The sequence below is a fragment of the Paraburkholderia sp. MM6662-R1 genome, assembly GCF_050436245.1.
GTDB lineage: Bacteria > Pseudomonadota > Gammaproteobacteria > Burkholderiales > Burkholderiaceae > Paraburkholderia > Paraburkholderia tuberum.
Map to the genome: position 1 here is coordinate 2836510 of NZ_JBNDLV010000001.1, position 25312 is coordinate 2861821.

General features: G+C 59.8%; 14 protein-coding genes, 6 tRNA genes and 3 rRNA genes. 20 read left to right on the plus strand and 3 right to left on the minus strand.

Translation table 11 applies throughout. The annotated features are described in order from the left end of the window. Position 1: 1 nt before the first annotated feature. The 3 genes from paaC to paaA are packed head-to-tail and all read right to left on the minus strand — an operon-like array spanning position 2 to position 2154. The gene (paaC, locus tag OKW39_RS13350; protein WP_429562866.1) at positions 2 to 823 is read right to left on the minus strand and encodes a 1,2-phenylacetyl-CoA epoxidase subunit PaaC; all 822 of its coding nucleotides are present in this window, start codon (positions 821 to 823) and stop codon (positions 2 to 4) included. A gap of 8 nt (positions 824 to 831) precedes the next feature. Beyond that, positions 832 to 1116, minus strand: a complete 285-nt coding sequence (paaB, locus tag OKW39_RS13355; protein WP_018418671.1) for a 1,2-phenylacetyl-CoA epoxidase subunit PaaB — start codon at positions 1114 to 1116, stop codon at positions 832 to 834. 36 nt (positions 1117 to 1152) lie between these two features. Then, a complete protein-coding gene (paaA, locus tag OKW39_RS13360) occupies positions 1153 to 2154 on the minus strand; it encodes a 1,2-phenylacetyl-CoA epoxidase subunit PaaA (protein ID WP_187612694.1) in 1002 nt (333 codons plus the stop codon). Between the two features lie 248 nt (positions 2155 to 2402). Between paaA and OKW39_RS13365 the strand changes: the two genes are divergently transcribed. From OKW39_RS13365 to rpoC, 20 genes are all read left to right on the plus strand, one after another. Continuing rightward, complete coding sequence (locus OKW39_RS13365) at positions 2403 to 4025, plus strand: NAD(P)/FAD-dependent oxidoreductase (protein ID WP_187612693.1); 1623 nt, start codon at positions 2403 to 2405, stop codon at positions 4023 to 4025. 113 nt (positions 4026 to 4138) lie between these two features. Further along, positions 4139 to 5419, plus strand: a complete 1281-nt coding sequence (locus OKW39_RS13370; protein ID WP_429562867.1) for an SGNH/GDSL hydrolase family protein — start codon at positions 4139 to 4141, stop codon at positions 5417 to 5419. Between the two features lie 352 nt (positions 5420 to 5771). Next, positions 5772 to 7304, plus strand: a 16S ribosomal RNA gene (locus tag OKW39_RS13375). A 75-nt stretch (positions 7305 to 7379) separates the two neighbouring features. Continuing rightward, positions 7380 to 7456, plus strand: a tRNA-Ile gene (locus tag OKW39_RS13380). A gap of 53 nt (positions 7457 to 7509) precedes the next feature. Beyond that, positions 7510 to 7585 (plus strand) — tRNA-Ala (locus OKW39_RS13385). A 348-nt stretch (positions 7586 to 7933) separates the two neighbouring features. Beyond that, positions 7934 to 10815, plus strand: a 23S ribosomal RNA gene (locus OKW39_RS13390). Between the two features lie 227 nt (positions 10816 to 11042). After that, positions 11043 to 11156 (plus strand): 5S ribosomal RNA (gene rrf, locus OKW39_RS13395). The 16S, 23S and 5S rRNA genes sit together here with 5 tRNA genes alongside, the layout of an rRNA operon. 156 nt (positions 11157 to 11312) lie before the next feature. Next, positions 11313 to 11398 (plus strand) — tRNA-Tyr (locus OKW39_RS13400). A 40-nt stretch (positions 11399 to 11438) separates the two neighbouring features. Further along, positions 11439 to 11512: transfer RNA gene (locus OKW39_RS13405), tRNA-Gly, on the plus strand. 16 nt (positions 11513 to 11528) lie between these two features. Beyond that, positions 11529 to 11603, plus strand: a tRNA-Thr gene (locus tag OKW39_RS13410). A 62-nt stretch (positions 11604 to 11665) separates the two neighbouring features. Further along, entirely contained in the window at positions 11666 to 12856 is a 1191-nt protein-coding gene (tuf, locus tag OKW39_RS13415; RefSeq protein WP_090802167.1) for an elongation factor Tu, read from the plus strand. Between the two features lie 64 nt (positions 12857 to 12920). Next, positions 12921 to 12996, plus strand: a tRNA-Trp gene (locus OKW39_RS13420). Positions 12997 to 13030: 34 nt separating this feature from the next. Next, positions 13031 to 13411, plus strand: coding sequence for a preprotein translocase subunit SecE (secE, locus tag OKW39_RS13425; protein ID WP_090802176.1), 381 nt, complete (start codon positions 13031 to 13033; stop codon positions 13409 to 13411). 1 nt (position 13412) lies between these two features. Next, on the plus strand, positions 13413 to 13970 hold the full coding sequence (gene nusG, locus OKW39_RS13430) for a transcription termination/antitermination protein NusG (RefSeq protein ID WP_075303275.1): 558 nt from the start codon (positions 13413 to 13415) through the stop codon (positions 13968 to 13970). A gap of 161 nt (positions 13971 to 14131) precedes the next feature. Beyond that, positions 14132 to 14563 (plus strand): 50S ribosomal protein L11, encoded by a 432-nt coding sequence (gene rplK, locus OKW39_RS13435; protein ID WP_008922976.1) that lies wholly within the window; start codon positions 14132 to 14134, stop codon positions 14561 to 14563. Further along, a complete protein-coding gene (gene rplA / locus OKW39_RS13440; RefSeq protein WP_090802175.1) occupies positions 14564 to 15262 on the plus strand; it encodes a 50S ribosomal protein L1 in 699 nt (232 codons plus the stop codon). Between the two features lie 303 nt (positions 15263 to 15565). Then, positions 15566 to 16069: a 50S ribosomal protein L10 gene (rplJ, locus tag OKW39_RS13445; RefSeq protein ID WP_062129470.1), complete on the plus strand. Its 504-nt coding sequence runs from the start codon at positions 15566 to 15568 to the stop codon at positions 16067 to 16069. A gap of 63 nt (positions 16070 to 16132) precedes the next feature. Beyond that, positions 16133 to 16510 carry a 50S ribosomal protein L7/L12 gene (gene rplL, locus OKW39_RS13450; RefSeq protein WP_018420143.1) on the plus strand — a complete coding sequence of 126 codons (378 nt, stop codon included), beginning with the start codon at positions 16133 to 16135 and terminating at the stop codon, positions 16508 to 16510. Between the two features lie 369 nt (positions 16511 to 16879). Beyond that, a complete protein-coding gene (rpoB, locus tag OKW39_RS13455) occupies positions 16880 to 20986 on the plus strand; it encodes a DNA-directed RNA polymerase subunit beta (RefSeq protein ID WP_090802173.1) in 4107 nt (1368 codons plus the stop codon). 21 nt (positions 20987 to 21007) lie between these two features. Then, positions 21008 to 25246 (plus strand): DNA-directed RNA polymerase subunit beta', encoded by a 4239-nt coding sequence (gene rpoC, locus OKW39_RS13460; RefSeq protein ID WP_429562868.1) that lies wholly within the window; start codon positions 21008 to 21010, stop codon positions 25244 to 25246. Positions 25247 to 25312: the final 66 nt, after the last annotated feature.

The window sequence follows — 25312 nt, forward strand, 5'->3', positions numbered from 1 at the left end:
CTCACCAGCTGGCGCCCGGATGCTGGCGCGCGAGGCTCTGCATTTGGGCGAGCACGAAACCCATGTGCTCCGAATGCTCGCCGTGCTTGCCCGTGCTCACGTGCCGCAGCGCCGCGGGCAGCGTCAGCGTGGCCTGGTCGAGGGTGGCGCGCACGTCGTCGAGCCACGCGGCTTCCAGCGCCGAGGTGCGCGGGCCGATGCCGGCCGCGGCGACCGCGTCTTCCACCGCGTCCGCGCTGAAGAACTCGTACGTGTACGGCATCAGATAGTCGAGCGCGGCCTGCGCGCGACGGTGCGATTCGTCGGTGCCGTCGCCGAAACGGATCAGCCACTCGCTCGCGTGATGCACGTGGTACTGCGTTTCCTTGATCGACTTCGCGGCGATCGCGGCGAGCTGCCCGTCGGTGGAGCCCGTCAGCGCACCCCACAGATGCATCATCAGCGTCGCGTACAGGAAGTTGCGCACGATCGTGACCGCGTAATCCTTCCCGGCCTGCGCGGTGCCGGCGAGCGGCCCGTAATGCGGCAGCTCGGCGAGCGTGTAGTTCGCGAATTCGCGCTCGGCGCGGAAGTACGCGTAGTCGTCTTCGCTGCGCTGACGGCCGGCGAGCGGCGCTTCGAGCGTGGTCGCGTGCGTGTACAGCAGGCGCGCCTGGCCGATCAGGTCGAGGCTCATGTTCGACAGCGCGATGTCCTCTTCGAGGATCGGGCCGTGGCCGCACCACTCGGTGTTGCGCTGACCGAGGATCAGCGCGGTATCCGCGAGGCGCAGCACGTACTGGAGATGTTCGGGCGTAGTGGACGTAGTGGACGTAGTGGTCATGGCCGCGCTTACATGTGGTTGACTTCGTCGGGGAGCGTGTAGAACGTCGGGTGGCGATAGATCTTGTCGCCCGCCGGTTCGAACAGCTCGGCCTTCTCGTGCGGCGCCGAGGCCGTGATCGCCGAGGACGGCACCACCCAGATGCTCACGCCTTCCTGGCGGCGCGTGTAGACGTCGCGCGCCATGCGCAGCGCCATCGGCGCGTCGGCGGCATGCAGACTGCCGCAGTGTTTATGGTCGAGTCCCTGCTTGCTGCGCACGAACACTTCCCAAATCGGCCATTCCTTGTTCATTGCTGATCTCCTGATTCCTTTGATGTGCGGTGCCACTCAGGCGGCGTGCTGTTGCGCGCGCTGGCGCTGCTTTTCCGCGTGGGCGAGCGCGGCTTCGCGTACCCAGGCGCCGTCCTCATGGGCCTTCACGCGGGTCGCGAGGCGCTCGCGGTTGCACGGGCCGTCGCCATTGACGACGCGCCAGAACTCTTCCCAGTCGATGTCGCCGTAGTCGTAGTGACCGCGCGCCTCGTTCCATTTGAGGTCCGCGTCGGGCAGCGTGACGCCGAGCACCTTCGCCTGCTCGACGGTCGCATCGACGAATTTCTGGCGCAGGTCGTCGTTGGTGATGCGCTTGATGCCCCATCTGGCCGACTGGTTGCTGTGGACCGAATCCTTGTCGCTCGGGCCGAACATCATCAGCACCGGCCACCACCAGCGGTTCACCGCCTGCTGGACCAGCTCGCGCTGCGCCTCGGTGCCGGCCATCATCGCGAGCAGCGCGTCGAAGCCCTGGCGCTGATGGAACGACTCTTCCTTGCAGATGCGGATCATCGCGCGGGCGTACGGGCCGTACGTGCAGCGGCACAGCGGGATCTGGTTCATGATCGCCGCGCCGTCGACGAGCCAGCCGATCACGCCGACGTCGGCCCAGGTGGGTGTCGGGTAGTTGAAGATGCTCGAATACTTGGCCTTGCCCGCGTGCAGCGCGTCGATCAGCTGCTCGCGCGAGACACCGAGCGTTTCGGCGGCGCTATACAGATAGAGGCCGTGGCCGGCTTCGTCCTGCACCTTGGCGATCAGGATCGCCTTGCGCTTGAGGCTCGGCGCGCGCGTGATCCAGTTGCCCTCGGGCAGCATGCCGACGATCTCCGAGTGCGCATGCTGCGAGATCTGCCGCACCAGCGTTTTGCGGTACGCGTCGGGCATCCAGTCCTGCGGCTCGATCTTGCCGTCGGCGCTCATGACCGCGTCGAAGCGAGCCTGTTGTTCGGGCGAATTCGCGTCCGCGTCCAGCGGAGCGACGTTGCCGGGGGTATCGAGGGATTGGGTGTACATGAGGGACGCTCTCTCTGGAGGAGTGGTCTGTGTCGGCGTAGTATAAACCAACCGACCGGTCGGTTAATAAATTTTTTGTGCAGAGACGTTGGGGCTGATAGCTCATCGAGGGCGTCGAAGCATGCATGCTGGTTTGCCCGGTTTCGACGGGGCCGGCGCTTCATGACCGGCCGTCACCCCGCGCCGACACTTACCGGTAAAATTGCGAATTGGCCGCGATTTGCGGCCCACTTGCATCTCCGGTACTCATGTTACGTCTAAGCGAAATCAAACTCCCGCTCGATCATCCCGAAAGCGCCCTCGAAGCCGCCATCCGTGCGCGCCTCACGGAACTCGGCGTGGCGCGGGACGGGCTCATCCGATACACCGTGTTTCGCCGCGCGCACGACGCGCGCAAGCGCGCCGACATCAAGCTCACCTACATCGTCGATGTCGAGGTCAAGGATGAAGGGGCCGCGTTGAAACGGCTCGCCGACGTGCCGCATTGCGGCGTGACGCCCGACATGAGCTACAAGTTCGTCGCCGAAGCGCCCGCCCAACTGAGCACGCCGCGTCCGGTCGTCATCGGCATGGGGCCGTGCGGACTGTTCGCGGGCCTGATCCTCGCGCAGATGGGCTTCCGGCCGATCATCCTCGAGCGCGGCAAGGCCGTACGTGAGCGCACCAAGGACACGTTTGGCCTGTGGCGCAAATCGGTGCTGAATCCCGAGTCGAACGTGCAGTTCGGCGAAGGTGGCGCGGGCACCTTTTCGGACGGCAAGCTCTACAGCCAGATCAAGGACCCGAAACACTACGGCCGCAAGGTGCTCGACGAATTCGTGCGGGCCGGTGCGCCGGAGGACATCCTGTACCTGAGCCGGCCGCATATCGGCACGTTTCGTCTCGTCAGCATGGTCGAGAAGATGCGCGCGAGCATCCACGAGTTGGGCGGCGAAGTGCGCTTCGAAACGCGTGTCGAGGACATCGACATCGACAACGGCCAGGTGCGCGGGCTGAAGCTGTCGACCGGCGAGACGTTGCGCTGCGACCACGTTGTGCTGGCGGTCGGCCATAGCGCACGCGATACCTTCCAGATGTTGTACGACCGCGGCGTTCACGTCGAGGCGAAGCCGTTTTCGCTCGGTTTTCGGATCGAGCATCCGCAAGGGATCATCGATCGGAGCCGTTTTGGGAAATTTGCCGGTCACAAACAGCTCGGCGCAGCCGACTACAAGGTGGTGCACCACTGCAGCAACGGGCGAGCGGTTTATAGCTTCTGCATGTGTCCCGGCGGCACCGTGGTGGCGGCCACGTCCGAGCTGGGGCGCGTCGTCACGAACGGCATGAGCCAGTACTCGCGCGCGGAGCGCAACGCGAATGCGGGCATCGTGGTCGGCATTACGCCAGACGACTACCCGGGCGGGCCGCTCGCCGGCATCGCGTTCCAGCGCAAGTGGGAGGAGCGGGCGTTCGAGCTCGGTGGCGGTAACTATATGGCTCCAGGGCAGTTGGTCGGCGACTTCATCGCGGGGCGGCCGTCCACTTCATTCGGCTCGGTCGTTCCGTCGTACAAGCCGGGCGTGCGGCCAACCGATCTCAGCACCGCGCTGCCCGACTACGCGATCGAAGCGATTCGCGAAGCCCTGCCACAGATGGAGAAGAAAATCGCAGGTTTCGCGATGCATGATGCGGTGCTGACCGGCGTTGAAACGCGAACTTCGTCGCCGGTACGCGTGCGTCGCGGCGACGACTACCAGAGTGTCAACGTCGACGGGCTGTATCCGGCGGGCGAGGGTGCGGGGTATGCGGGCGGGATCTACTCGGCGGCAATCGACGGAATCGAGGTCGCCGAAGCGGTCGCGCTAAAGATCATGAGTCGGCAAACGGCGTGAGACCGAACCGGCACAGCCGCCGGGCGCCGGGGTAAGCGGACCTGCCGGCGATTGCCGGCGCTTGCCGCGTCGTTCGGGCACAATGCGCGTTTCGCCTCGAACCGATCCTCCGAATGACCATTCGCACCTTGGCTGCCGCATGCGGCGCGGCGCTGCTTGCCCAATTTGCCCCGTTTGTCGTTTCCTCGAGTGCGTTCGCTGCCGAAGCGTCCGAGCATTGGGTCGCCGTTTGGGCGACCGCGCTGCAACCGATTCCACAGCGGGTCGAGTTGCCACCGCTGTATCGCGCGCCGGAAGTCGCCGGGCGCACCGTTCGGCAAATCATGTATCCGACGTTGTCGGGGAGGGTGGCGCGAATTCATCTGAGCAATGCGTATGGCAAGACGCCTCTCGTCATCGACGAACTGCGCATCGCGCGCTCCGCCGGTGGCGCGGCAGCAGTCGAGGGCGCCGGCAGTCGGGTGACGTTTGGCGGTAAGGGCGCGGTCAGCGTTCCGCCTGGCGGCGAGGTGGACAGCGATCCGGTCGCGATCGATGTCGTCGAGGGCGCGCCATATGCGATCAGTGCGTTCGTGGGACCGGAGCAGCGGATCGTCGCATGGCACCGAGTGTCGAATCAGGTGAATTATGTGTCCGGGCCCGGCAATCACACCACCGACGCGTCCGCCACGGCGTTTCCCGGACGCTTCACGCAATATGTGTGGGTCACGGGTTTGTCGGTGGAGACGGCGGCACCGTCGCTTGCCGTGGCCGCGATCGGCGACTCGATCACCGACGGCATGCGCTCCACCCTCAACCAGAACCGTCGCTGGCCGGATGCGCTGGCTCGGCGGCTGGCGGCCAGCGGCGCGCAGTCGACCGCGATCGTGAATCTCGGCATCAGCGGCAACCGGCTCCTGAGCGACTCGCCTTGCTATGGCGACGCGCTTGCGAGCCGCTTCGAGCGCGACGTTTTGCGACGTCCAGGCGTCAAAGCGGCGATCCTGCTGATTGGCATCAACGACATCAACTTTGCGGCAATGCCGCCTCATGGCGGGCTCGACTGCGATTTTCCTCATACGTCGGTCACGGCTGCCGATCTGATCGCCGGTTACCAGCGAGTGATCGCGGCCGCGCGGCGCAACGGTGTCAAGATGTTCGGCGCGACGCTGACGCCGGCGTCGCTGCCACCGGAGCGGGAAAACATCCGACTCGCGGTTAATCAGTGGATCCGAACTAGTCGTGCTTTCGATGGCGTCGTCGACTTCGACGCGGCGTTGCGCGATCGGGCGCAGCCGAAGCGTCTGCAGCGCGCTTTCGATAGCGGCGATCACATCCATCCGAGCGACGCGGGCTACGCGGCTATGGCCGCTGCAGTTCCTGTCGAGGTCGTGGTGGATGCGACCCGGAAGTGAGCGGCAACTTTTTTAAGCGAAAGCAAAAACGGGTATTGACGAGACGCGAGAGAGTCTCCATAATCTCGTTTCTCTGCTGCAGACGCAGCGACGCAAACGAAGCGGTGCCGGGTAGTGGTGGTTCAGGCGCGGCGGGTTTGGCGGACCGATCTTTAAAAACTAACAGTCGATAAGTGTGGGCGCTTGATGCGGAATGCGGCGGCGGATTCTCCGGAGTCTGCTGTCAGGCAGAAGTATCAGAAGCCTCACACAGTATTAGAGGAAGGTTTGTCTGTCGAAAGACGGATCAATCATCGTCAGTACGTTGAGTGAGCGACCGGGTTCGAGAGAGCCCGAACACAGTAACAGGTTTGAACTGAAGAGTTTGATCCTGGCTCAGATTGAACGCTGGCGGCATGCCTTACACATGCAAGTCGAACGGCAGCACGGACTTCGGTCTGGTGGCGAGTGGCGAACGGGTGAGTAATACATCGGAACGTGTCCTGGAGTGGGGGATAGCCCGGCGAAAGCCGGATTAATACCGCATACGCTCGGGAGAGGAAAGCGGGGGATCTTTCGGGACCTCGCGCTCAAGGGGCGGCCGATGGCAGATTAGGTAGTTGGTGGGGTAAAGGCCTACCAAGCCGACGATCTGTAGCTGGTCTGAGAGGACGACCAGCCACACTGGGACTGAGACACGGCCCAGACTCCTACGGGAGGCAGCAGTGGGGAATTTTGGACAATGGGCGCAAGCCTGATCCAGCAATGCCGCGTGTGTGAAGAAGGCCTTCGGGTTGTAAAGCACTTTTGTCCGGAAAGAAAACCTCGTGGCTAATATCCGAGAGGGATGACGGTACCGGAAGAATAAGCACCGGCTAACTACGTGCCAGCAGCCGCGGTAATACGTAGGGTGCGAGCGTTAATCGGAATTACTGGGCGTAAAGCGTGCGCAGGCGGTGCTGTAAGACCGATGTGAAATCCCCGGGCTTAACCTGGGAACTGCATTGGTGACTGCAGCGCTGGAGTATGGCAGAGGGGGGTGGAATTCCACGTGTAGCAGTGAAATGCGTAGAGATGTGGAGGAACACCGATGGCGAAGGCAGCCCCCTGGGCCAATACTGACGCTCATGCACGAAAGCGTGGGGAGCAAACAGGATTAGATACCCTGGTAGTCCACGCCCTAAACGATGTCAACTGGTTGTCGGGCCTTCATTGGCTTGGTAACGTAGCTAACGCGTGAAGTTGACCGCCTGGGGAGTACGGTCGCAAGATTAAAACTCAAAGGAATTGACGGGGACCCGCACAAGCGGTGGATGATGTGGATTAATTCGATGCAACGCGAAAAACCTTACCTACCCTTGACATGTATGGAATCCTGCCGAGAGGCGGGAGTGCCCGAAAGGGAGCCATAACACAGGTGCTGCATGGCTGTCGTCAGCTCGTGTCGTGAGATGTTGGGTTAAGTCCCGCAACGAGCGCAACCCTTGTCCCTAGTTGCTACGCAAGAGCACTCCAGGGAGACTGCCGGTGACAAACCGGAGGAAGGTGGGGATGACGTCAAGTCCTCATGGCCCTTATGGGTAGGGCTTCACACGTCATACAATGGTCGGAACAGAGGGTTGCCAAGCCGCGAGGTGGAGCCAATCCCAGAAAACCGATCGTAGTCCGGATCGCACTCTGCAACTCGGGTGCGTGAAGCTGGAATCGCTAGTAATCGCGGATCAGCATGCCGCGGTGAATACGTTCCCGGGTCTTGTACACACCGCCCGTCACACCATGGGAGTGGGTTTTACCAGAAGTGGCTAGTCTAACCGCAAGGAGGACGGTCACCACGGTAGGATTCATGACTGGGGTGAAGTCGTAACAAGGTAGCCGTATCGGAAGGTGCGGCTGGATCACCTCCTTTCCAGAGCTGTGCATTCATTGCACTCAAGTGCTCACGCTTATCGGCTGTGGTTAGAAGAAACGCAGGCAGGCTCAGGGGTCTGTAGCTCAGCCGGTTAGAGCACCGTCTTGATAAGGCGGGGGTCGATGGTTCGAATCCATCCAGACCCACCAGTGTCTTGTCTGGTGAGCTGAAGGGCTGGGGCCGCTGGAGTATCTGTGAGACTGGGGGATTAGCTCAGCTGGGAGAGCACCTGCTTTGCAAGCAGGGGGTCGTCGGTTCGATCCCGTCATCCTCCACCAATCCTCAATGCCAAGGGTTCAGCACGAAGTGATGCTGAGTACTTTGCATTGGCGATTGAGCCAGTCAGAGCGGTATGAGGCACAGGCTTCATACCGGCTGCCGTTCTTTAACAATCAGGAAGAAGTAGTAAAGAGATTCACGAAAGGCACCTGGAGATGGGTGCGGAGTAGGTGAATCAGGGTTGTGATTGTATCGATGTATTTTAAAGGTGATCGAAAGATTGCTTTGGAATACGGCGCAACACGAATACTCAACCTGTAGCGAGTGCGTCTATCCCCTGCGGGGATGGGACCCACGTAAGCGCTAAAGCGCTAGCGTGGGTCGACACAGAGACACACCCGTTATAGGGTCAAGCGAACAAGTGCATGTGGTGGATGCCTTGGCGATCACAGGCGATGAAGGACGCGGTAGCCTGCGAAAAGCTCCGGGGAGCTGGCAAACGAGCATTGATCCGGAGATGTCCGAATGGGGAAACCCACTCCTAATGGAGTATCCGTAGCTGAATCCATAGGCTACGTGAGGCGAACGCGGTGAACTGAAACATCTAAGTAACCGCAGGAAAAGAAATCAACCGAGATTCCCAGAGTAGTGGCGAGCGAAATGGGATCAGCCGGTACACGTTATCTGTATTGTTAGTCGAACGCTCTGGAAAGTGCGGCCATAGCAGGTGATAGCCCTGTAGACGAAAACAGCATGGAAGAACTGGGTGTACGAGAAGTAGGGCGGGACACGTGAAATCCTGTCTGAAGATGGGGGGACCATCCTCCAAGGCTAAATACTCGTGATCGACCGATAGTGAACCAGTACCGTGAGGGAAAGGCGAAAAGAACCCCGGGAGGGGAGTGAAACAGATCCTGAAACCGCATGCATACAAACAGTCGGAGCCTCTGCGAAGGGGTGACGGCGTACCTTTTGTATAATGGGTCAGCGACTTACATTCAGTGGCGAGCTTAACCGATTAGGGCAGGCGTAGCGAAAGCGAGTCCGAACAGGGCGTCCAGTCGCTGGGTGTAGACCCGAAACCAGGTGATCTATCCATGGCCAGGTTGAAGGCACGGTAACACGTGCTGGAGGACCGAACCCACTAACGTTGAAAAGTTAGGGGATGAGCTGTGGATAGGGGTGAAAGGCTAAACAAACCTGGAAATAGCTGGTTCTCTCCGAAAACTATTTAGGTAGTGCCTCGTGTATCACCTTCGGGGGTAGAGCACTGTCATGGTTGTGGGGTCCATTGCGGATTACTACGCCATAGCAAACTCCGAATACCGAAGAGTGCAATCACGGGAGACAGACATCGGGTGCTAACGTCCGGTGTCAAGAGGGAAACAACCCAGACCGCCAGCTAAGGTCCCCAAATATGGCTAAGTGGGAAACGAAGTGGGAAGGCTAAAACAGTCAGGAGGTTGGCTTAGAAGCAGCCACCCTTTAAAGAAAGCGTAATAGCTCACTGATCGAGTCGTCCTGCGCGGAAGATGTAACGGGGCTAAGCCATATACCGAAGCTGCGGATGCACAGTAATGTGCATGGTAGGAGAGCGTTCCGTAAGCCTGCGAAGGTGCACTGGAAAGTGTGCTGGAGGTATCGGAAGTGCGAATGCTGACATGAGTAGCGATAAAGGGGGTGAAAGGCCCCCTCGCCGTAAGCCCAAGGTTTCCTACGCAACGTTCATCGGCGTAGGGTGAGTCGGCCCCTAAGGCGAGGCAGAAATGCGTAGCTGATGGGAAGCAGATTAATATTTCTGCACCATTGTGAAATGCGATGGGGGGACGGATCGCGGAAGGTTGTCCGGGTGTTGGAAGTCCCGGTCCTTGCATTGGAGAAGGCGCTTTGGCAAATCCGGGCGCAGAATTCAAGGGTGCGAGGCGAGCCACTTCGGTGGCGAAGCAACTGGAAGGGGTTCCAGGAAAAGCCTCTAAGCTTCAGTTTCACAGTGACCGTACCGCAAACCGACACAGGTGGGCGAGATGAGTATTCTAAGGCGCTTGAGAGAACTCGGGAGAAGGAACTCGGCAAATTGGTACCGTAACTTCGGGATAAGGTACGCCCTCATAGCCTGACTGGCCTGCGCCAGAAGGGTGAAAGGGTTGCAATAAACTGGTGGCTGCGACTGTTTAATAAAAACACAGCACTCTGCAAACACGAAAGTGGACGTATAGGGTGTGACGCCTGCCCGGTGCCGGAAGATTAAATGATGGGGTGCAAGCTCCTGATTGAAGTCCCGGTAAACGGCGGCCGTAACTATAACGGTCCTAAGGTAGCGAAATTCCTTGTCGGGTAAGTTCCGACCTGCACGAATGGCGTAACGATGGCCACACTGTCTCCTCCCGAGACTCAGCGAAGTTGAAGTGTTTGTGATGATGCAATCTCCCCGCGGCTAGACGGAAAGACCCCATGAACCTTTACTGTAGCTTTGCATTGGACTTTGAACCGGTCTGTGTAGGATAGGTGGGAGGCTATGAAGTTGGGACGCCAGTCTCAATGGAGCCGTCCTTGAAATACCACCCTGATCTGTTTGAGGTTCTAACCTTGGCCCGTGATCCGGGTCGGGGACAGTGCATGGTAGGCAGTTTGACTGGGGCGGTCTCCTCCCAAAGTGTAACGGAGGAGTACGAAGGTACGCTAGGTACGGTCGGAAATCGTGCTGATAGTGCAATGGCATAAGCGTGCTTGACTGTGAGACTGACAAGTCGAACAGGTGCGAAAGCAGGTCATAGTGATCCGGTGGTTCTGTATGGAAGGGCCATCGCTCAACGGATAAAAGGTACTCTGGGGATAACAGGCTGATACCGCCCAAGAGTTCATATCGACGGCGGTGTTTGGCACCTCGATGTCGGCTCATCTCATCCTGGGGCTGTAGCCGGTCCCAAGGGTATGGCTGTTCGCCATTTAAAGAGGTACGTGAGCTGGGTTTAAAACGTCGTGAGACAGTTTGGTCCCTATCTGCCGTGGGCGCTGGATATTTGAAGGGGGCTGCTCCTAGTACGAGAGGACCGGAGTGGACGAACCTCTGGTGTACCGGTTGTCACGCCAGTGGCATCGCCGGGTAGCTATGTTCGGAAGAGATAACCGCTGAAAGCATCTAAGCGGGAAACTCGCCTTAAGATGAGATATCCCCGGGGCTTCGAGCCCCTTGAAGGGTCGTTCAAGACCAGGACGTTGATAGGTCAGGTGTGCACGTACAGTAATGTACTGAGCTAACTGATACTAATTGCCCGTAAGGCTTGATCCTATAACAGGTGTGTCTCGACCCGCGTGAGTGCTTCAGCACTTACGCGGGTCCGATCCCCGAAGGGGATTTGTGTGACCTCCCGCGGGAGCTCACAGAAACGCACGGTTGGGATTCAGTGTTGTGCCAGAAACAACACAACCCCCCACACTCGAATCCTTTACGCTTCTTCCCGATTGGCTGTGGCGCAACCGGTTGACTCCAGCCCTGCGACGCAGCAACCCGTCATGCCTGATGACCATAGCGAGTCGGTCCCACCCCTTCCCATCCCGAACAGGACCGTGAAACGACTCCACGCCGATGATAGTGCGGATTGCCCGTGTGAAAGTAGGTAATCGTCAGGCTCCCCTCCAGTCAGAAACCCCACCCGCCGCGGTGGGGTTTTTGCGTTTACGAACGGCTAACAGCCAATCACTATATAAGTGAGAGCGTTGGGATCGGAACGGTCAAGCAGCCCTTGACAAAGAGACATTGTTCCCCCATAATCGTCAGTTCTCTGCGGAGGGGTGCCCGAGTGGCTAAAGGGGGCAGACTGTAAATCTGTTGGCTTACGCCTACGTTGGTTCGAATCCAACCTCCTCCACCAGAATGCACGATGTAGCAGTTGTTGGGAATCCATGATCCTTGCGGGTGTAGCTCAATGGTAGAGCAGAAGCCTTCCAAGCTTACGACGAGGGTTCGATTCCCTTCACCCGCTCCAGCAACACAGAGGTAGCGCCCATGTGGCTCAGTGGTAGAGCACTCCCTTGGTAAGGGAGAGGTCGGCAGTTCGATCCTGCCCATGGGCACCAGAAGTAATCGGTGATTGTTTGCGCCCGGCGCAACGTACGGAAAATCCTCTTAGGAGTCGAAAATGGCCAAGGGTAAGTTTGAGCGGACCAAGCCGCACGTGAACGTGGGCACGATCGGTCACGTTGACCACGGCAAGACCACGCTGACGGCAGCGATCACGACGGTCCTGACGCAGAAGTTTGGCGGCGAAGCGAAGGCGTACGACCAGATCGACGCGGCGCCGGAAGAAAAGGCGCGTGGCATTACCATCAACACCGCGCACGTCGAGTACGAAACGGCTAACCGCCACTACGCACACGTCGACTGCCCGGGCCACGCAGACTACGTGAAGAACATGATCACGGGCGCGGCGCAGATGGACGGCGCAATCCTGGTGTGCTCGGCTGCCGACGGCCCGATGCCGCAAACGCGTGAGCACATCCTGCTGGCGCGTCAGGTTGGCGTTCCGTACATCATCGTGTTCCTGAACAAGTGCGACATGGTGGACGACGCCGAGCTGCTGGAGCTCGTCGAGATGGAAGTTCGCGAACTTCTGTCGAAGTACGACTTCCCGGGCGACGAGACGCCGATCATCAAGGGTTCGGCCAAGCTGGCGCTGGAAGGCGACAAGGGCGAGCTGGGCGAGGTGGCGATCATGAACCTGGCCGATGCGCTGGACACGTACATCCCGACGCCGGAGCGCGCGGTTGACGGTGCGTTCCTGATGCCGGTGGAAGACGTGTTCTCGATCTCGGGTCGCGGCACGGTGGTGACGGGTCGCGTCGAGCGCGGCGTGATCAAGGTTGGCGAGGAAATCGAGATCGTCGGTATCCGCGCAACGGCCAAGACGACCTGCACGGGCGTGGAAATGTTCCGCAAGCTGCTCGACCAGGGTCAGGCAGGCGACAACGTTGGTATCCTGCTGCGCGGCACGAAGCGTGAAGACGTGGAGCGTGGTCAGGTTCTGGCCAAGCCGGGTTCGATCAACCCGCACACGCACTTCACGGCTGAAGTGTACGTGCTGAGCAAGGACGAAGGCGGCCGTCACACGCCGTTCTTCAACAACTACCGTCCGCAGTTCTACTTCCGTACGACGGACGTGACGGGCTCGATCGAGCTGCCGAAGGACAAGGAAATGGTGATGCCGGGCGACAACGTGTCGATCACGGTGAAACTGATCAACCCGATCGCGATGGAAGAAGGTCTGCGCTTCGCAATTCGCGAAGGTGGCCGTACGGTCGGCGCTGGTGTCGTCGCCAAGATCATCGAGTAACGCCAGAGAGTTCTCGACAATCGGTTGTATCGGGGTTGGCGGTGTCGTCAACCCCAAATGGTTTAGGGGTATAGCTCAACTGGCAGAGCGTCGGTCTCCAAAACCGAAGGTTGGGGGTTCGATTCCCTCTGCCCCTGCCAACTATCGCGCCGTAGTGGCGCTTGTTAAGGTGTTATGGCGAATCCTTCCGTCGAAACTGTAAATACATCCGGCGACAAGTTGATGTTGATCGCAGGTGTGTTGCTGGTCTTGGCCGGGTTCGTGGGGTTCTTCTGGCTTAATGGCCAGGAATGGTACATCCGCGGAGCCGCCTTGGCTGTTGGTGCGATCGCGGGTGTCGTAGTCGGTCTTCTCTCGGCGCCTGGCAAGGGTTTCATCGCTTTCGCCAATGACTCATACAAAGAGGTCCGCAAGGTAGTCTGGCCGAGTCGCAAAGAGGCGACCCAAACAACACTCGTGGTCTTCGGCTTCGTAGTCGTGATGGCTATCTTCCTCTGGGTTTGTGATAAATCCATTGAGTGGGCGATTTTCTCGGCGATTCTGGGTTGGAAATGATATGAGTGATACTCCGGCATCCCCGAGCGGCAAACGTTGGTACGTAGTGCACGCATATTCCGGTATGGAGAAGAGCGTGCAACGAGCGCTTCAGGAGCGCATCGAGCGGGCTGGTATGCAGGATCAGTTCGGCCAGATCCTCGTTCCAACGGAAGAGGTTGTTGAGGTAAAGGGCGGTCACAAATCAGTAACCGAACGTCGTTTCTTCCCGGGCTATGTTTTAGTCGAAATGGAAATGACAGACGAAACGTGGCACCTCGTCAAAAATACGGCGAAGGTGACCGGCTTCGTCGGCGGGGCGCGTAATCGGCCGAGCCCGATCTCCCCTCGGGAAGTTGAAAAGATCATGTCGCAGATGCAGGAGGGCGTGGAGAAGCCGCGTCCGAAGACCCTGTTTGAGGTGGGCGAGATGGTGCGCGTGAAAGAAGGCCCGTTCACAGATTTCAACGGCAGCGTCGAAGAAGTGAACTACGAAAAGTCGCGAGTCCGTGTTTCCGTTACAATCTTCGGCCGCGCAACGCCGGTCGAGTTGGAATTCGGCCAAGTCGAAAAGTTGTAGTCTAGATTTTACGGAACGCACCGCTAGGTGCGTTCCGTATTTCGCGCTTACGGTCCGCGTAATGGCCGTTGAGGAGCGTAACTAGCCAGTTTGTCGGCGAACACGCGCTACTACTCACTGAGCGTCCGCCCGTAAGGCGGCGTTCCACAGAGGTTCTCGAAATGGCAAAGAAAATTATCGGCTTTATCAAGCTGCAGATTCCTGCAGGTAAAGCCAATCCGTCGCCGCCGGTTGGTCCGGCACTGGGTCAGCGCGGCCTGAACATCATGGAGTTCTGCAAGGCGTTCAACGCGCAGACTCAAGCGATGGAACCGGGTCTGCCGATTCCTGTCGTGATCACGGCATTCGCGGACAAGAGCTTCACGTTCGTTCTGAAGACGCCGCCGGCTACGGTTCTGATCAAGAAGGCAGCGAAGCTCGATAAGGGTTCGAGCAAGCCGCATACCGACAAAGTGGGCAAGATCACCCGCGCTCAAGCTGAAGATATCGCCAAGACTAAGATGCCCGATCTGACGGCTGCTGATCTGGACGCAGCGGTTCGTACGATCGCTGGTAGCGCCCGCTCGATGGGCATCACCGTGGAGGGCGTGTAAATGGCTAAGCTTTCGAAGCGTCTGCAAGCATTTGCAGCCAAAGTGGATCGTCAGAAGCTGTACCCGATCGAAGACGCTCTGTCGCTCGTGAAGGAATGCGCAAGCGCGAAGTTCGACGAGTCGATCGACGTCGCCGTGCAACTCGGCATTGACGCAAAGAAGTCGGATCAAGTGGTTCGCGGCTCGGTCGTGCTGCCCGCTGGTACCGGTAAGTCGGTCCGCGTCGCTGTGTTCGCGCAGGGCGAAAAGGCTGAGCAGGCTCGTGCCGCTGGTGCTGACGTCGTCGGTATGGAAGACCTGGCCGAACAGGTCAAGGCCGGGAACCTGAACTTCGACATCGTGATCGCTTCGCCGGACACGATGCGTATCGTCGGTACGCTCGGGCAGATTCTCGGCCCGCGTGGCCTGATGCCGAACCCGAAGGTTGGCACGGTCACGCCGGACGTCGCGACCGCGGTCAAGAACGCCAAGGCTGGTCAGGTGCAATTCCGTGTCGACAAGGCCGGCATTATCCACGCAACGATCGGCCGCGCTTCGTTTGAACCGGCAGCACTGCGCAACAACCTGAATGCGCTGATCGAAGCGCTGCAGAAGGCGAAGCCGGCAACGAGCAAGGGCGTGTATCTGCGCAAGGTCGCTCTGTCGAGCACGATGGGTGTTGGTGTTCGTGTCGACCAGACGTCGATCGCTGCCCAGTAATGAATTTCGCCGCTCCGGCGCGAGTTGGGGCGGCTTCTAAGGGCTTTGGGCGGTTGCGAGGTGGCAGTCTGCATCGCGCGACCGGTTGTCAAAGACCGTTGGTGGGCACGCAGCAAGTAGGCGGGTCCTTAATGTAAAGCCAACGCAGATGGCGAACCCGAAAAGGTTTTGTAGTGATGAAGCCGTTCGATGTCTGTAGCGATACGGATTTTTGACGGTCGAAATACTCCTGACTGGTCGGACGCCGTTATTGAATGCGGTACACAAGGCGCACGCTGCGTGTATCGAATCTGGAGGTTAACCGTGCCACTAAACAAAGAAAGCAAGCAGGCCGTCGTCGCTGAGGTTGCCGCGCAAGTCGCGAAAGCTCAGACCGTGGTTCTGGCTGAGTATCGTGGAATCGCGGTTGGCGATCTGACCAAGCTGCGCGCGAAAGCGCGTGAGCAACAGGTTTACCTTCGCGTGTTGAAGAACACGCTGGCGCGTCGCGCCGTCGAGGGTACCCCGTTTGCTCCGCTGGCAGAGCAGATGACTGGCCCCCTGATCTACGGCATCTCGGAAGATGCGATTGCTGCTGCTAAGGTCGTCAATGACTTCAGCAAGAGCAATGACAAGTTGGTCATCAAGGCTGGTTCCTACGAAGGCAAGGTGATGGACAAGGCGGGCGTGCAAGCGCTGGCAAGCATCCCGAGCCGCGAAGAACTGCTCTCCAAGCTGTTGTACGTTATGCAGGCACCTGTTTCTGGCTTCGCGCGCGCTCTGGCCGCGCTGGCAGAAAAGAAGCAAGGCGAAGAAGCCGCTGCGTAATGCACTTCAGTCGAGCGTGATTGATCGCTGGCTGTATCCGAATTCAATTTAGGAGTATTTCAAATGGCAATCGCAAAAGAAGACATCCTCGAAGCCGTAGGCTCGATGTCGGTTCTGGAACTGAACGAGTTGGTCAAGGCGTTCGAAGAAAAGTTTGGCGTCTCGGCAGCTGCTGTTGCAGTGGCTGGCCCGGCAGGTGCAGCCGGCGGCGCTGCTGCTGCTGAAGAGCAGACCGAATTCACGGTCATCTTGGCTGAAACCGGTGCAAACAAGGTTTCGGTCATTAAGGCTGTTCGCGAACTGACGGGTCTCGGCCTGAAGGAAGCGAAGGATCTGGTCGACGGTGCACCGAAGCCCGTTAAGGAAGCGGTGCCCAAGGCTGCTGCTGAAGAAGCCAAGAAGAAGCTGGAAGAAGCCGGCGCGAAGGTTGAAATCAAGTAAGCTTCAACGCGCTGTGCGAAGGCTGGCGGTTTTTCACCGCCGGCCTTTTTGTGCTTTGTGGAGGACGCGTTTTTGCGGGCGTATGCCGGCAGGAATGTGATTCCCAGAAGCCAAAGAAAAACGCCCACGGTAATTTTGACCGGCATTTCTCTTTGTCTTCTGAAGCGACTGCAGAAGGCAAGTTTGGTCGGGTAGCGGGCAACACAGGCATCCGCTGCCGTCAGCCAGCGGTTGGTAGCGGCCAACCACCAAGCTTCTAGGCTCGTTCAAGCCATCGGACGGCCATCGGGTCTCAGTCGGTGAACACTCGGGTTGTCTCATCAAGGTATCCTGCCTCGACAACTATGCCCGCCGTGATTCGGAGATCGTATGCAATATTCCTTCACCGAGAAGAAGCGTATTCGCAAGAGTTTTGCGAAGCGCCCCATCGTTCACCAAGTACCTTTCCTGCTGGCTACCCAGCTTGAATCATTCAGCACGTTTCTGCAAGCAGATACGTCATCTACGCAACGCAAGCCGGAAGGCTTGCAGGCCGCGTTTACTTCCGTTTTTCCGATCGTTTCGCACAACGGCTTCGCGCGCCTTGAGTTCGTCAGCTACATGCTGTCGCCGCCGGCATTCAACATCAAGGAATGCCAGCAGCGCGGTCTGACGTACTGCTCGGCGCTGCGCGCCAAGGTGCGTCTGGTGCTGCTCGACAAAGAATCACCGAGCAAGCCGGTCGTCAAAGAAGTGAAGGAACAGGAAGTGTACATGGGCGAAATCCCGCTCATGACGCCGACCGGTTCGTTCGTCATCAACGGCACGGAACGTGTGATCGTTTCGCAGTTGCACCGTTCGCCGGGTGTTTTCTTCGAACACGACAAGGGCAAGACGCACAGCTCGGGCAAGCTGCTGTTTTCGGCACGTATCATTCCCTACCGTGGCTCGTGGCTCGACTTCGAGTTCGACCCGAAGGACGTGCTGTACTTCCGCGTCGACCGTCGTCGTAAGATGCCGGTTACGATCCTGCTAAAGGCAATCGGCCTGACGCCGGAACAGATCCTCGCAAACTTCTTCGTGTTCGACAATTTCACGCTGATGCCGGAAGGCGCGCAGATGGAATTCGTGCCGGAGCGTTTGCGCGGTGAAGTCGCGCGCTTCGATATCACGGACCGCGATGGCAACGTGATCGTCCAGAAGGACAAGCGGATCAACGCCAAGCACATTCGCGACCTCGATAACGCGAAGACCAAGTTCATCTCGGTGCCGGAAGATTATCTGCTCGGCCGCGTGCTCGCGAAGAACGTGATCGACGGCGATACGGGTGAAGTCATCGCGAACGCCAACGACGAAATTACCGAATCCGTGCTCGAGAAGCTGCGCGAAGCGAAGATCAAGGACATCCAGACGCTCTACACGAACGATCTGGACCAAGGTCCGTACATCTCGTCGACGCTGCGTATCGACGAAACGGCCGACAAGATGGCCGCACGTATCGCGATCTACCGCATGATGCGTCCGGGCGAGCCGCCGACGGAAGAAGCGGTCGAGGCACTGTTCAACCGTCTGTTCTACAGCGAAGAAGCGTACGACCTGTCGAAGGTGGGTCGTATGAAGTTCAACCGGCGCGTCGGCCGTGATGAAATCGTCGGTCCGATGACGCTGCAGGACGACGACATTCTCGCGACGATCAAGATCCTCGTCGAGCTGCGCAACGGCAAGGGCGAAGTGGACGACATCGACCACCTCGGCAACCGTCGTGTGCGCTGCGTCGGCGAACTCGCTGAGAACCAGTTCCGCGCGGGCCTCGTGCGTGTCGAACGTGCTGTGAAGGAACGCCTCGGCCAGGCCGAAAGCGAAAACTTGATGCCGCACGACCTGATCAACTCGAAGCCGATCTCGTCGGCGATTCGCGAGTTCTTCGGGTCGTCGCAGCTGTCGCAGTTCATGGACCAGACCAATCCGCTGTCGGAAATCACGCACAAGCGTCGTGTTTCTGCACTAGGCCCGGGCGGTCTGACTCGTGAGCGCGCCGGCTTCGAAGTCCGCGACGTGCACCCAACTCACTACGGCCGTGTGTGCCCGATTGAAACGCCGGAAGGTCCGAACATCGGTCTGATCAACTCGCTCGCTCTGTACGCGCACCTGAACGAATACGGCTTCCTCGAAACGCCATATCGCAAGGTGGCGGACGGCAAGGTGACCGACCAGATTGACTATCTGTCGGCGATCGAAGAAGGCCGTTACGTGATCGCTCAGGCGAACGCGGCGGTGGCCGACGACCGCACGCTGACCGACGAACTCGTGTCGTCGCGTGAAGCGGGCGAAACGCTGATGGTCACGCCGGACCGCATTCAGTACATGGACGTGGCGCCGTCGCAGATCGTGTCGGTCGCAGCTTCGCTGATTCCGTTCCTCGAGCACGACGACGCGAACCGCGCATTGATGGGCTCGAACATGCAGCGTCAGGCCGTCCCGTGTCTGCGTCCGGAAAAGCCGGTCGTCGGTACGGGTATCGAACGCACCGTGGCGGTCGACTCGGGCACGACGGTTCAGGCACTGCGTGGCGGTGTGGTCGATTACGTCGACGCGGGCCGTATCGTAATTCGCGTGAACGACGACGAAGCGGTCGCGGGTGAAGTCGGCGTCGACATCTACAATCTGATCAAGTACACGCGTTCGAACCAGAACACGAACATCAACCAACGTCCGATCGTGAAGATGGGCGACAAGGTTGCGCGCGGCGACGTGCTGGCTGACGGCGCATCGACCGATCTGGGCGAGCTCGCGCTCGGCCAGAACATGCTGATCGCGTTCATGCCATGGAACGGCTACAACTTCGAAGACTCCATCCTGATTTCGGAGAAGGTCGTTGCGGACGACCGTTACACGTCGATTCACATCGAAGAACTGAACGTCGTTGCACGCGACACGAAGCTCGGACCGGAAGAAATCACGCGCGACATCTCGAATCTCGCCGAAGTGCAGCTTGGCCGCCTCGACGAGTCGGGCATCGTGTACATCGGCGCGGAAGTCGAGGCGGGCGACGTGCTGGTCGGCAAGGTCACGCCGAAGGGCGAAACCCAGCTCACGCCGGAAGAAAAGCTGCTGCGCGCGATCTTCGGTGAGAAGGCGTCGGACGTGAAGGACACGTCGCTGCGCGTGCCGTCGGGCATGAGCGGCACTGTGATCGACGTGCAGGTATTCACGCGTGAAGGCATCCAGCGCGACAAGCGCGCGCAACAGATCATCGACGATGAACTGAAGCGCTATCGTCTCGACCTGAACGACCAGTTGCGTATCGTGGAAGGCGATGCGTTCCAGCGTCTCGCACGCATGCTCGAAGGCAAGGTGGTGAACGGCGGTCCGAAGAAGCTCGCGAAGGGCACGAAGATCGACCGCGCTTACCTCGAAGATCTGGACCACTATCACTGGTTCGACATCCGCCTCGCGGATGAAGAAGCAGCGGCCCAGCTCGAAGCGATCAAGAACTCGATCGAAGAGAAGCGTCACCAGTTCGACCTCGCGTTCGAAGAGAAGCGCAAGAAGCTCACGCAAGGCGACGAACTGCCGCCGGGCGTGCTGAAGATGGTCAAGGTGTATCTGGCGGTGAAGCGCCGTCTGCAGCCTGGCGACAAGATGGCAGGCCGTCACGGTAACAAGGGTGTCGTGTCGAAGATCGTGCCGATCGAAGACATGCCGTACATGGCCGACGGCCGTCCGGCTGACGTCGTTCTGAACCCGCTCGGCGTGCCGTCGCGGATGAACGTGGGTCAGGTTCTCGAAGTGCATCTGGGTTGGGCCGCGAAGGGTCTCGGCTGGCGTATCGGCGAAATGCTGCAGCGTCAGGCGAAGATCGCTGAACTGCGCGAATTCCTGATCAAGATCTACAACGAATCGGGCCGCGCCGAAGAGCTGGACAGCTTCAGCGACGACGAAATCCTCGAACTGGCGAAGAACCTGCGCGAAGGCGTGCCGTTCGCAACGCCGGTGTTCGACGGTGCGACGGAAGAAGAAATGTCCCGCGCGCTCGATCTGGCGTTCCCGGACGACATCGCTGAAAACCTCGGCATGACGCCGTCGAAGAACCAGGTGCGTCTGTTCGACGGTCGCACGGGCGAGATGTTCGAACGTACGGTGACGGTCGGCTACATGCACTACCTGAAGCTGCACCACCTGGTCGACGACAAGATGCACGCGCGTTCCACAGGCCCGTACTCGCTCGTCACGCAGCAGCCGTTGGGCGGTAAGGCGCAGTTCGGTGGCCAGCGTTTCGGTGAAATGGAAGTGTGGGCGCTCGAAGCGTACGGCGCATCGTACGTGCTGCAGGAAATGCTGACGGTGAAGTCGGACGACGTGACGGGCCGGACCAAGGTGTACGAGAACCTGGTCAAGGGCGATCACGTGATCGATGCCGGCATGCCTGAGTCGTTCAACGTGTTGGTGAAGGAAATCCGGTCGCTGGGTATCGACATCGACCTGGACCGGAACTAATCGGACTACTGGAGAGAAGCGATGAAAGCTTTGCTCGATCTATTCAAGCAAGTCCAACAACCTGAAGTTTTCGACGCGATCAAGATCGGTCTGGCCTCGCCGGACAAGATCCGTTCGTGGTCGTTCGGTGAAGTCAAGAAGCCGGAAACCATCAACTACCGCACGTTCAAGCCGGAGCGCGATGGTCTGTTCTGCGCGAAGATTTTCGGTCCGATCAAGGACTACGAATGCCTTTGCGGCAAGTACAAGCGCCTGAAGCACCGCGGCGTGATCTGCGAGAAGTGCGGCGTCGAAGTGACGCTCGCGAAGGTGCGTCGTGAGCGAATGGGCCACATTGAGCTGGCCTCGCCGGTCGCGCACATCTGGTTCCTGAAGTCGCTGCCGTCGCGTCTGGGCATGGTGCTCGACATGACGCTGCGCGACATCGAGCGCGTGCTGTACTTCGAAGCATACGTGGTGATCGATCCGGGCATGACGCCGCTGAAAGCGCGGCAGATCATGACCGAAGAGGATTACTACAACAAGGTCGAGGAATACGGCGACGAATTCCGTGCCGAAATGGGCGCGGAAGGTATTCGCGAACTGCTGCGCGCGATCAACATCGACGAGCAGGTCGAGCTGCTGCGCACGGAGCTCAAGAACACCGGCTCGGAAGCGAAGATCAAGAAGTACGCGAAGCGCCTGAAAGTGCTCGAGGCGTTCCAGCGTTCGGGCATCAAGCCGGACTGGATGGTCCTCGAAGTGCTGCCGGTGCTGCCGCCGGAACTGCGTCCGCTCGTCCCGCTCGACGGCGGCCGTTTCGCGACGTCGGATCTGAACGACCTGTATCGCCGCGTGATCAACCGTAACAACCGGTTGAAGCGTTTGCTCGAGCTGAAGGCGCCTGAAATCATCGTCCGCAACGAAAAGCGGATGCTGCAGGAAGCCGTCGACTCGCTGCTCGACAACGGCCGTCGCGGCAAGGCGATGACCGGTGCGAACAAGCGTCCGCTAAAGTCGCTCGCGGACATGATCAAGGGTAAGGGCGGTCGCTTCCGTCAGAACCTGCTCGGTAAGCGTGTCGACTACTCGGGCCGTTCGGTGATCGTGGTCGGCCCGACGCTGAAGCTGCATCAGTGCGGTCTGCCGAAGCTGATGGCGCTCGAACTGTTCAAGCCGTTCATCTTCAACAAGCTCGAAGTGATGGGTGTCGCTACCACCATCAAGGCTGCGAAGAAGGAGGTCGAGAACCAGACACCGGTGGTGTGGGACATCCTCGAAGAGGTGATCCGCGAACATCCGGTCATGCTGAACCGTGCGCCGACGCTGCACCGTCTCGGCATCCAGGCTTTCGAGCCGGTGCTGATCGAAGGTAAGGCAATCCAGCTGCACCCGCTCGTTTGCGCGGCGTTCAACGCCGACTTCGACGGTGACCAGATGGCCGTTCACGTGCCGCTGTCGCTCGAAGCGCAGATGGAAGCGCGCACGCTGATGCTCGCGTCGAACAACGTACTGTTCCCGGCTAACGGCGATCCGTCGATCGTGCCGTCGCAGGATATCGTGCTCGGCCTGTACTACGCGACGCGTGAAGCGGTGAACGGCAAGGGCGAAGGCCTGACGTTCACGGGCGTGTCGGAAGTGCTGCGCGCGTACGAGAACAAGGAAGTCGAACTGGCCTCGCGCGTCAACGTGCGGATCACCGAAATGGTCCACAACGAAGACAAGTCGGAAGGCGGCCCGGTGTTCGTACCGAAGATCACGCTGTATGCGACCACGGTTGGCCGCTCGATCCTGTCGGAAATCCTGCCGCCGGGTCTGCCGTTCTCGGTGCTGAACAAGCCGCTGAAGAAGAAGGAAATCTCGCGTCTGATCAACACCGCGTTCCGCAAGTGCGGTCTGCGTGAGACGGTGATTTTCGCCGACCAACTGATGCAGTCGGGCTTCCGTCTGGCAACGCGCGCTGGTATTTCGATTTGCGTCGACGACATGCTCGTACCGCCGCAGAAGGAAACCATCGTTGGCGACGCCGCGAAGAAGGTGAAGGAATACGACCGTCAGTACATGTCGGGTCTCGTCACTGCGCAGGAGCGCTACAACAACGTGGTCGACATCTGGTCGGCGACGTCGGAAGCGGTCGGCAAGGCAATGATGGAGCAGCTGTCGACGGAACCGGTCACGGACCGCGACGGCAACCAGACGCGTCAGGAGTCGTTCAACTCCATCTACATGATGGCGGACTCAGGCGCTCGTGGTTCCGCGGTTCAGATCCGTCAGCTGGCCGGTATGCGCGGTCTGATGGCGAAGCCGGACGGCTCGATCATCGAGACGCCGATTACGGCGAACTTCCGCGAAGGTCTGAACGTGTTGCAGTACTTCATCTCGACCCACGGTGCACGTAAGGGTCTGGCTGATACGGCACTGAAGACCGCGAACTCGGGTTACCTGACGCGTCGTCTCGTCGACGTGACGCAGGATCTGGTCGTCGTCGAGGAAGATTGCGGCACGTCGAACGGCGTGGCGATGAAGGCGCTCGTGGAAGGCGGTGAAGTGGTCGAAGCGCTGCGTGACCGTATCCTGGGTCGCGTGGCCGTGGCTGACATCGTCAACCCGGAATCGCAGGAAACGCTGTTCGAAGCGGGCACACTGCTCGACGAAGACGCGGTCGAAGACATCGAACGCCTCGGCATCGACGAAGTGCGGGTACGCACGCCGCTGACCTGCGAAACGCGCTACGGTCTGTGCGCGGCCTGCTACGGTCGCGACCTCGGCCGCGGCTCGCTGGTGAACGTCGGCGAAGCGGTCGGCGTGATCGCGGCGCAGTCAATCGGTGAACCGGGCACGCAGCTCACGATGCGTACGTTCCACATCGGTGGCGCGGCGTCGCGTGCGGCGGTGGCATCGTCGGTCGAAGCGAAGTCGAACGGTACGGTGCGTTTCACGTCGACGATGCGTTACGTCACGAATGCGAAGGGCGAGCAGATCGTCATCTCGCGTTCGGGTGAAGCGATGATCACCGACGATCACGGCCGCGAGCGCGAGCGTCACAAGGTGCCGTACGGCGCCACGCTGCTGCAGCTCGACGGTGCGCAGATCAAGGCTGGCACGCAACTGGCCACGTGGGATCCGATGACGCGTCCGATCATCACCGAGTACGGTGGTACGGTGAAGTTCGAGAACGTCGAGGAAGGCGTGACGGTCGCGAAACAGATCGACGACGTGACGGGTCTGTCCACGCTCGTCGTGATCGACGTGAAGCGTCGTGGTTCGCAGGCGTCGAAGACGGTGCGTCCGCAGGTCAAGCTGCTGGATGCGAACGGCGAGGAAGTGAAGATCCCGAACACCGAGCACTCGGTGCAGATCGGCTTCCAGGTCGGCGCGCTGATCACCGTGAAGGACGGTCAGCAGGTGCAGGTCGGCGAAGTGCTCGCACGTATCCCGACCGAATCGCAGAAGACGCGTGACATTACCGGTGGTCTGCCGCGTGTGGCGGAACTGTTCGAAGCACGTTCGCCGAAGGACGCGGGTATCCTGGCGGAAGTCACGGGTACGACGTCGTTCGGTAAGGACACGAAGGGCAAGCAGCGTCTCGTTATCACGGACCTCGAGGGCAACCAGCACGAGTTCCTGATCGCGAAGGAAAAGCAGGTTCTGGTGCACGATGGTCAGGTCGTCAACAAGGGCGAAATGATCGTCGACGGACCGGCGGATCCGCACGACATCCTGCGTCTGCAGGGCGTCGAGGCGCTGTCGCGCTACATCGTGGACGAAGTGCAGGACGTGTACCGTCTGCAAGGCGTGAAGATCAACGACAAGCACATCGAAGTGATCGTCCGTCAGATGCTGCGCCGCGTGCAGATTTCGGACAACGGCGATACGCGTTTCATCCCGGGCGAACAGGTCGAGCGGTCGGACATGCTCGACGAGAACGACCGTATGATCGCGGAAGACAAGCGTCCGGCAACGTACGAAAACGTGCTGCTCGGTATCACGAAGGCGTCGCTGTCGACCGATTCGTTCATCTCCGCGGCGTCGTTCCAGGAAACGACCCGCGTGCTGACCGAAGCGGCGATCATGGGCAAGCGCGACGACCTGCGTGGCCTGAAGGAAAACGTGATCGTCGGCCGCCTGATTCCGGCCGGTACGGGTCTCGCGTTCCACAAGGCGCGCAAGAGCAAGGAACTGGCCGACCGCGAGCGTTTCGATCAGATCGCAGCGGAAGAGTCGTTCGAATTCGGTACGCCGGAAACGCCGGCTGCCGAACAGCAACACTCGGGCGAGTAAGTGCTGGCGGCGCAAGCCGCCTTGCCTTACGAGCCACGAAGGCCGCTCAGTTTCGACTGAGCGGTT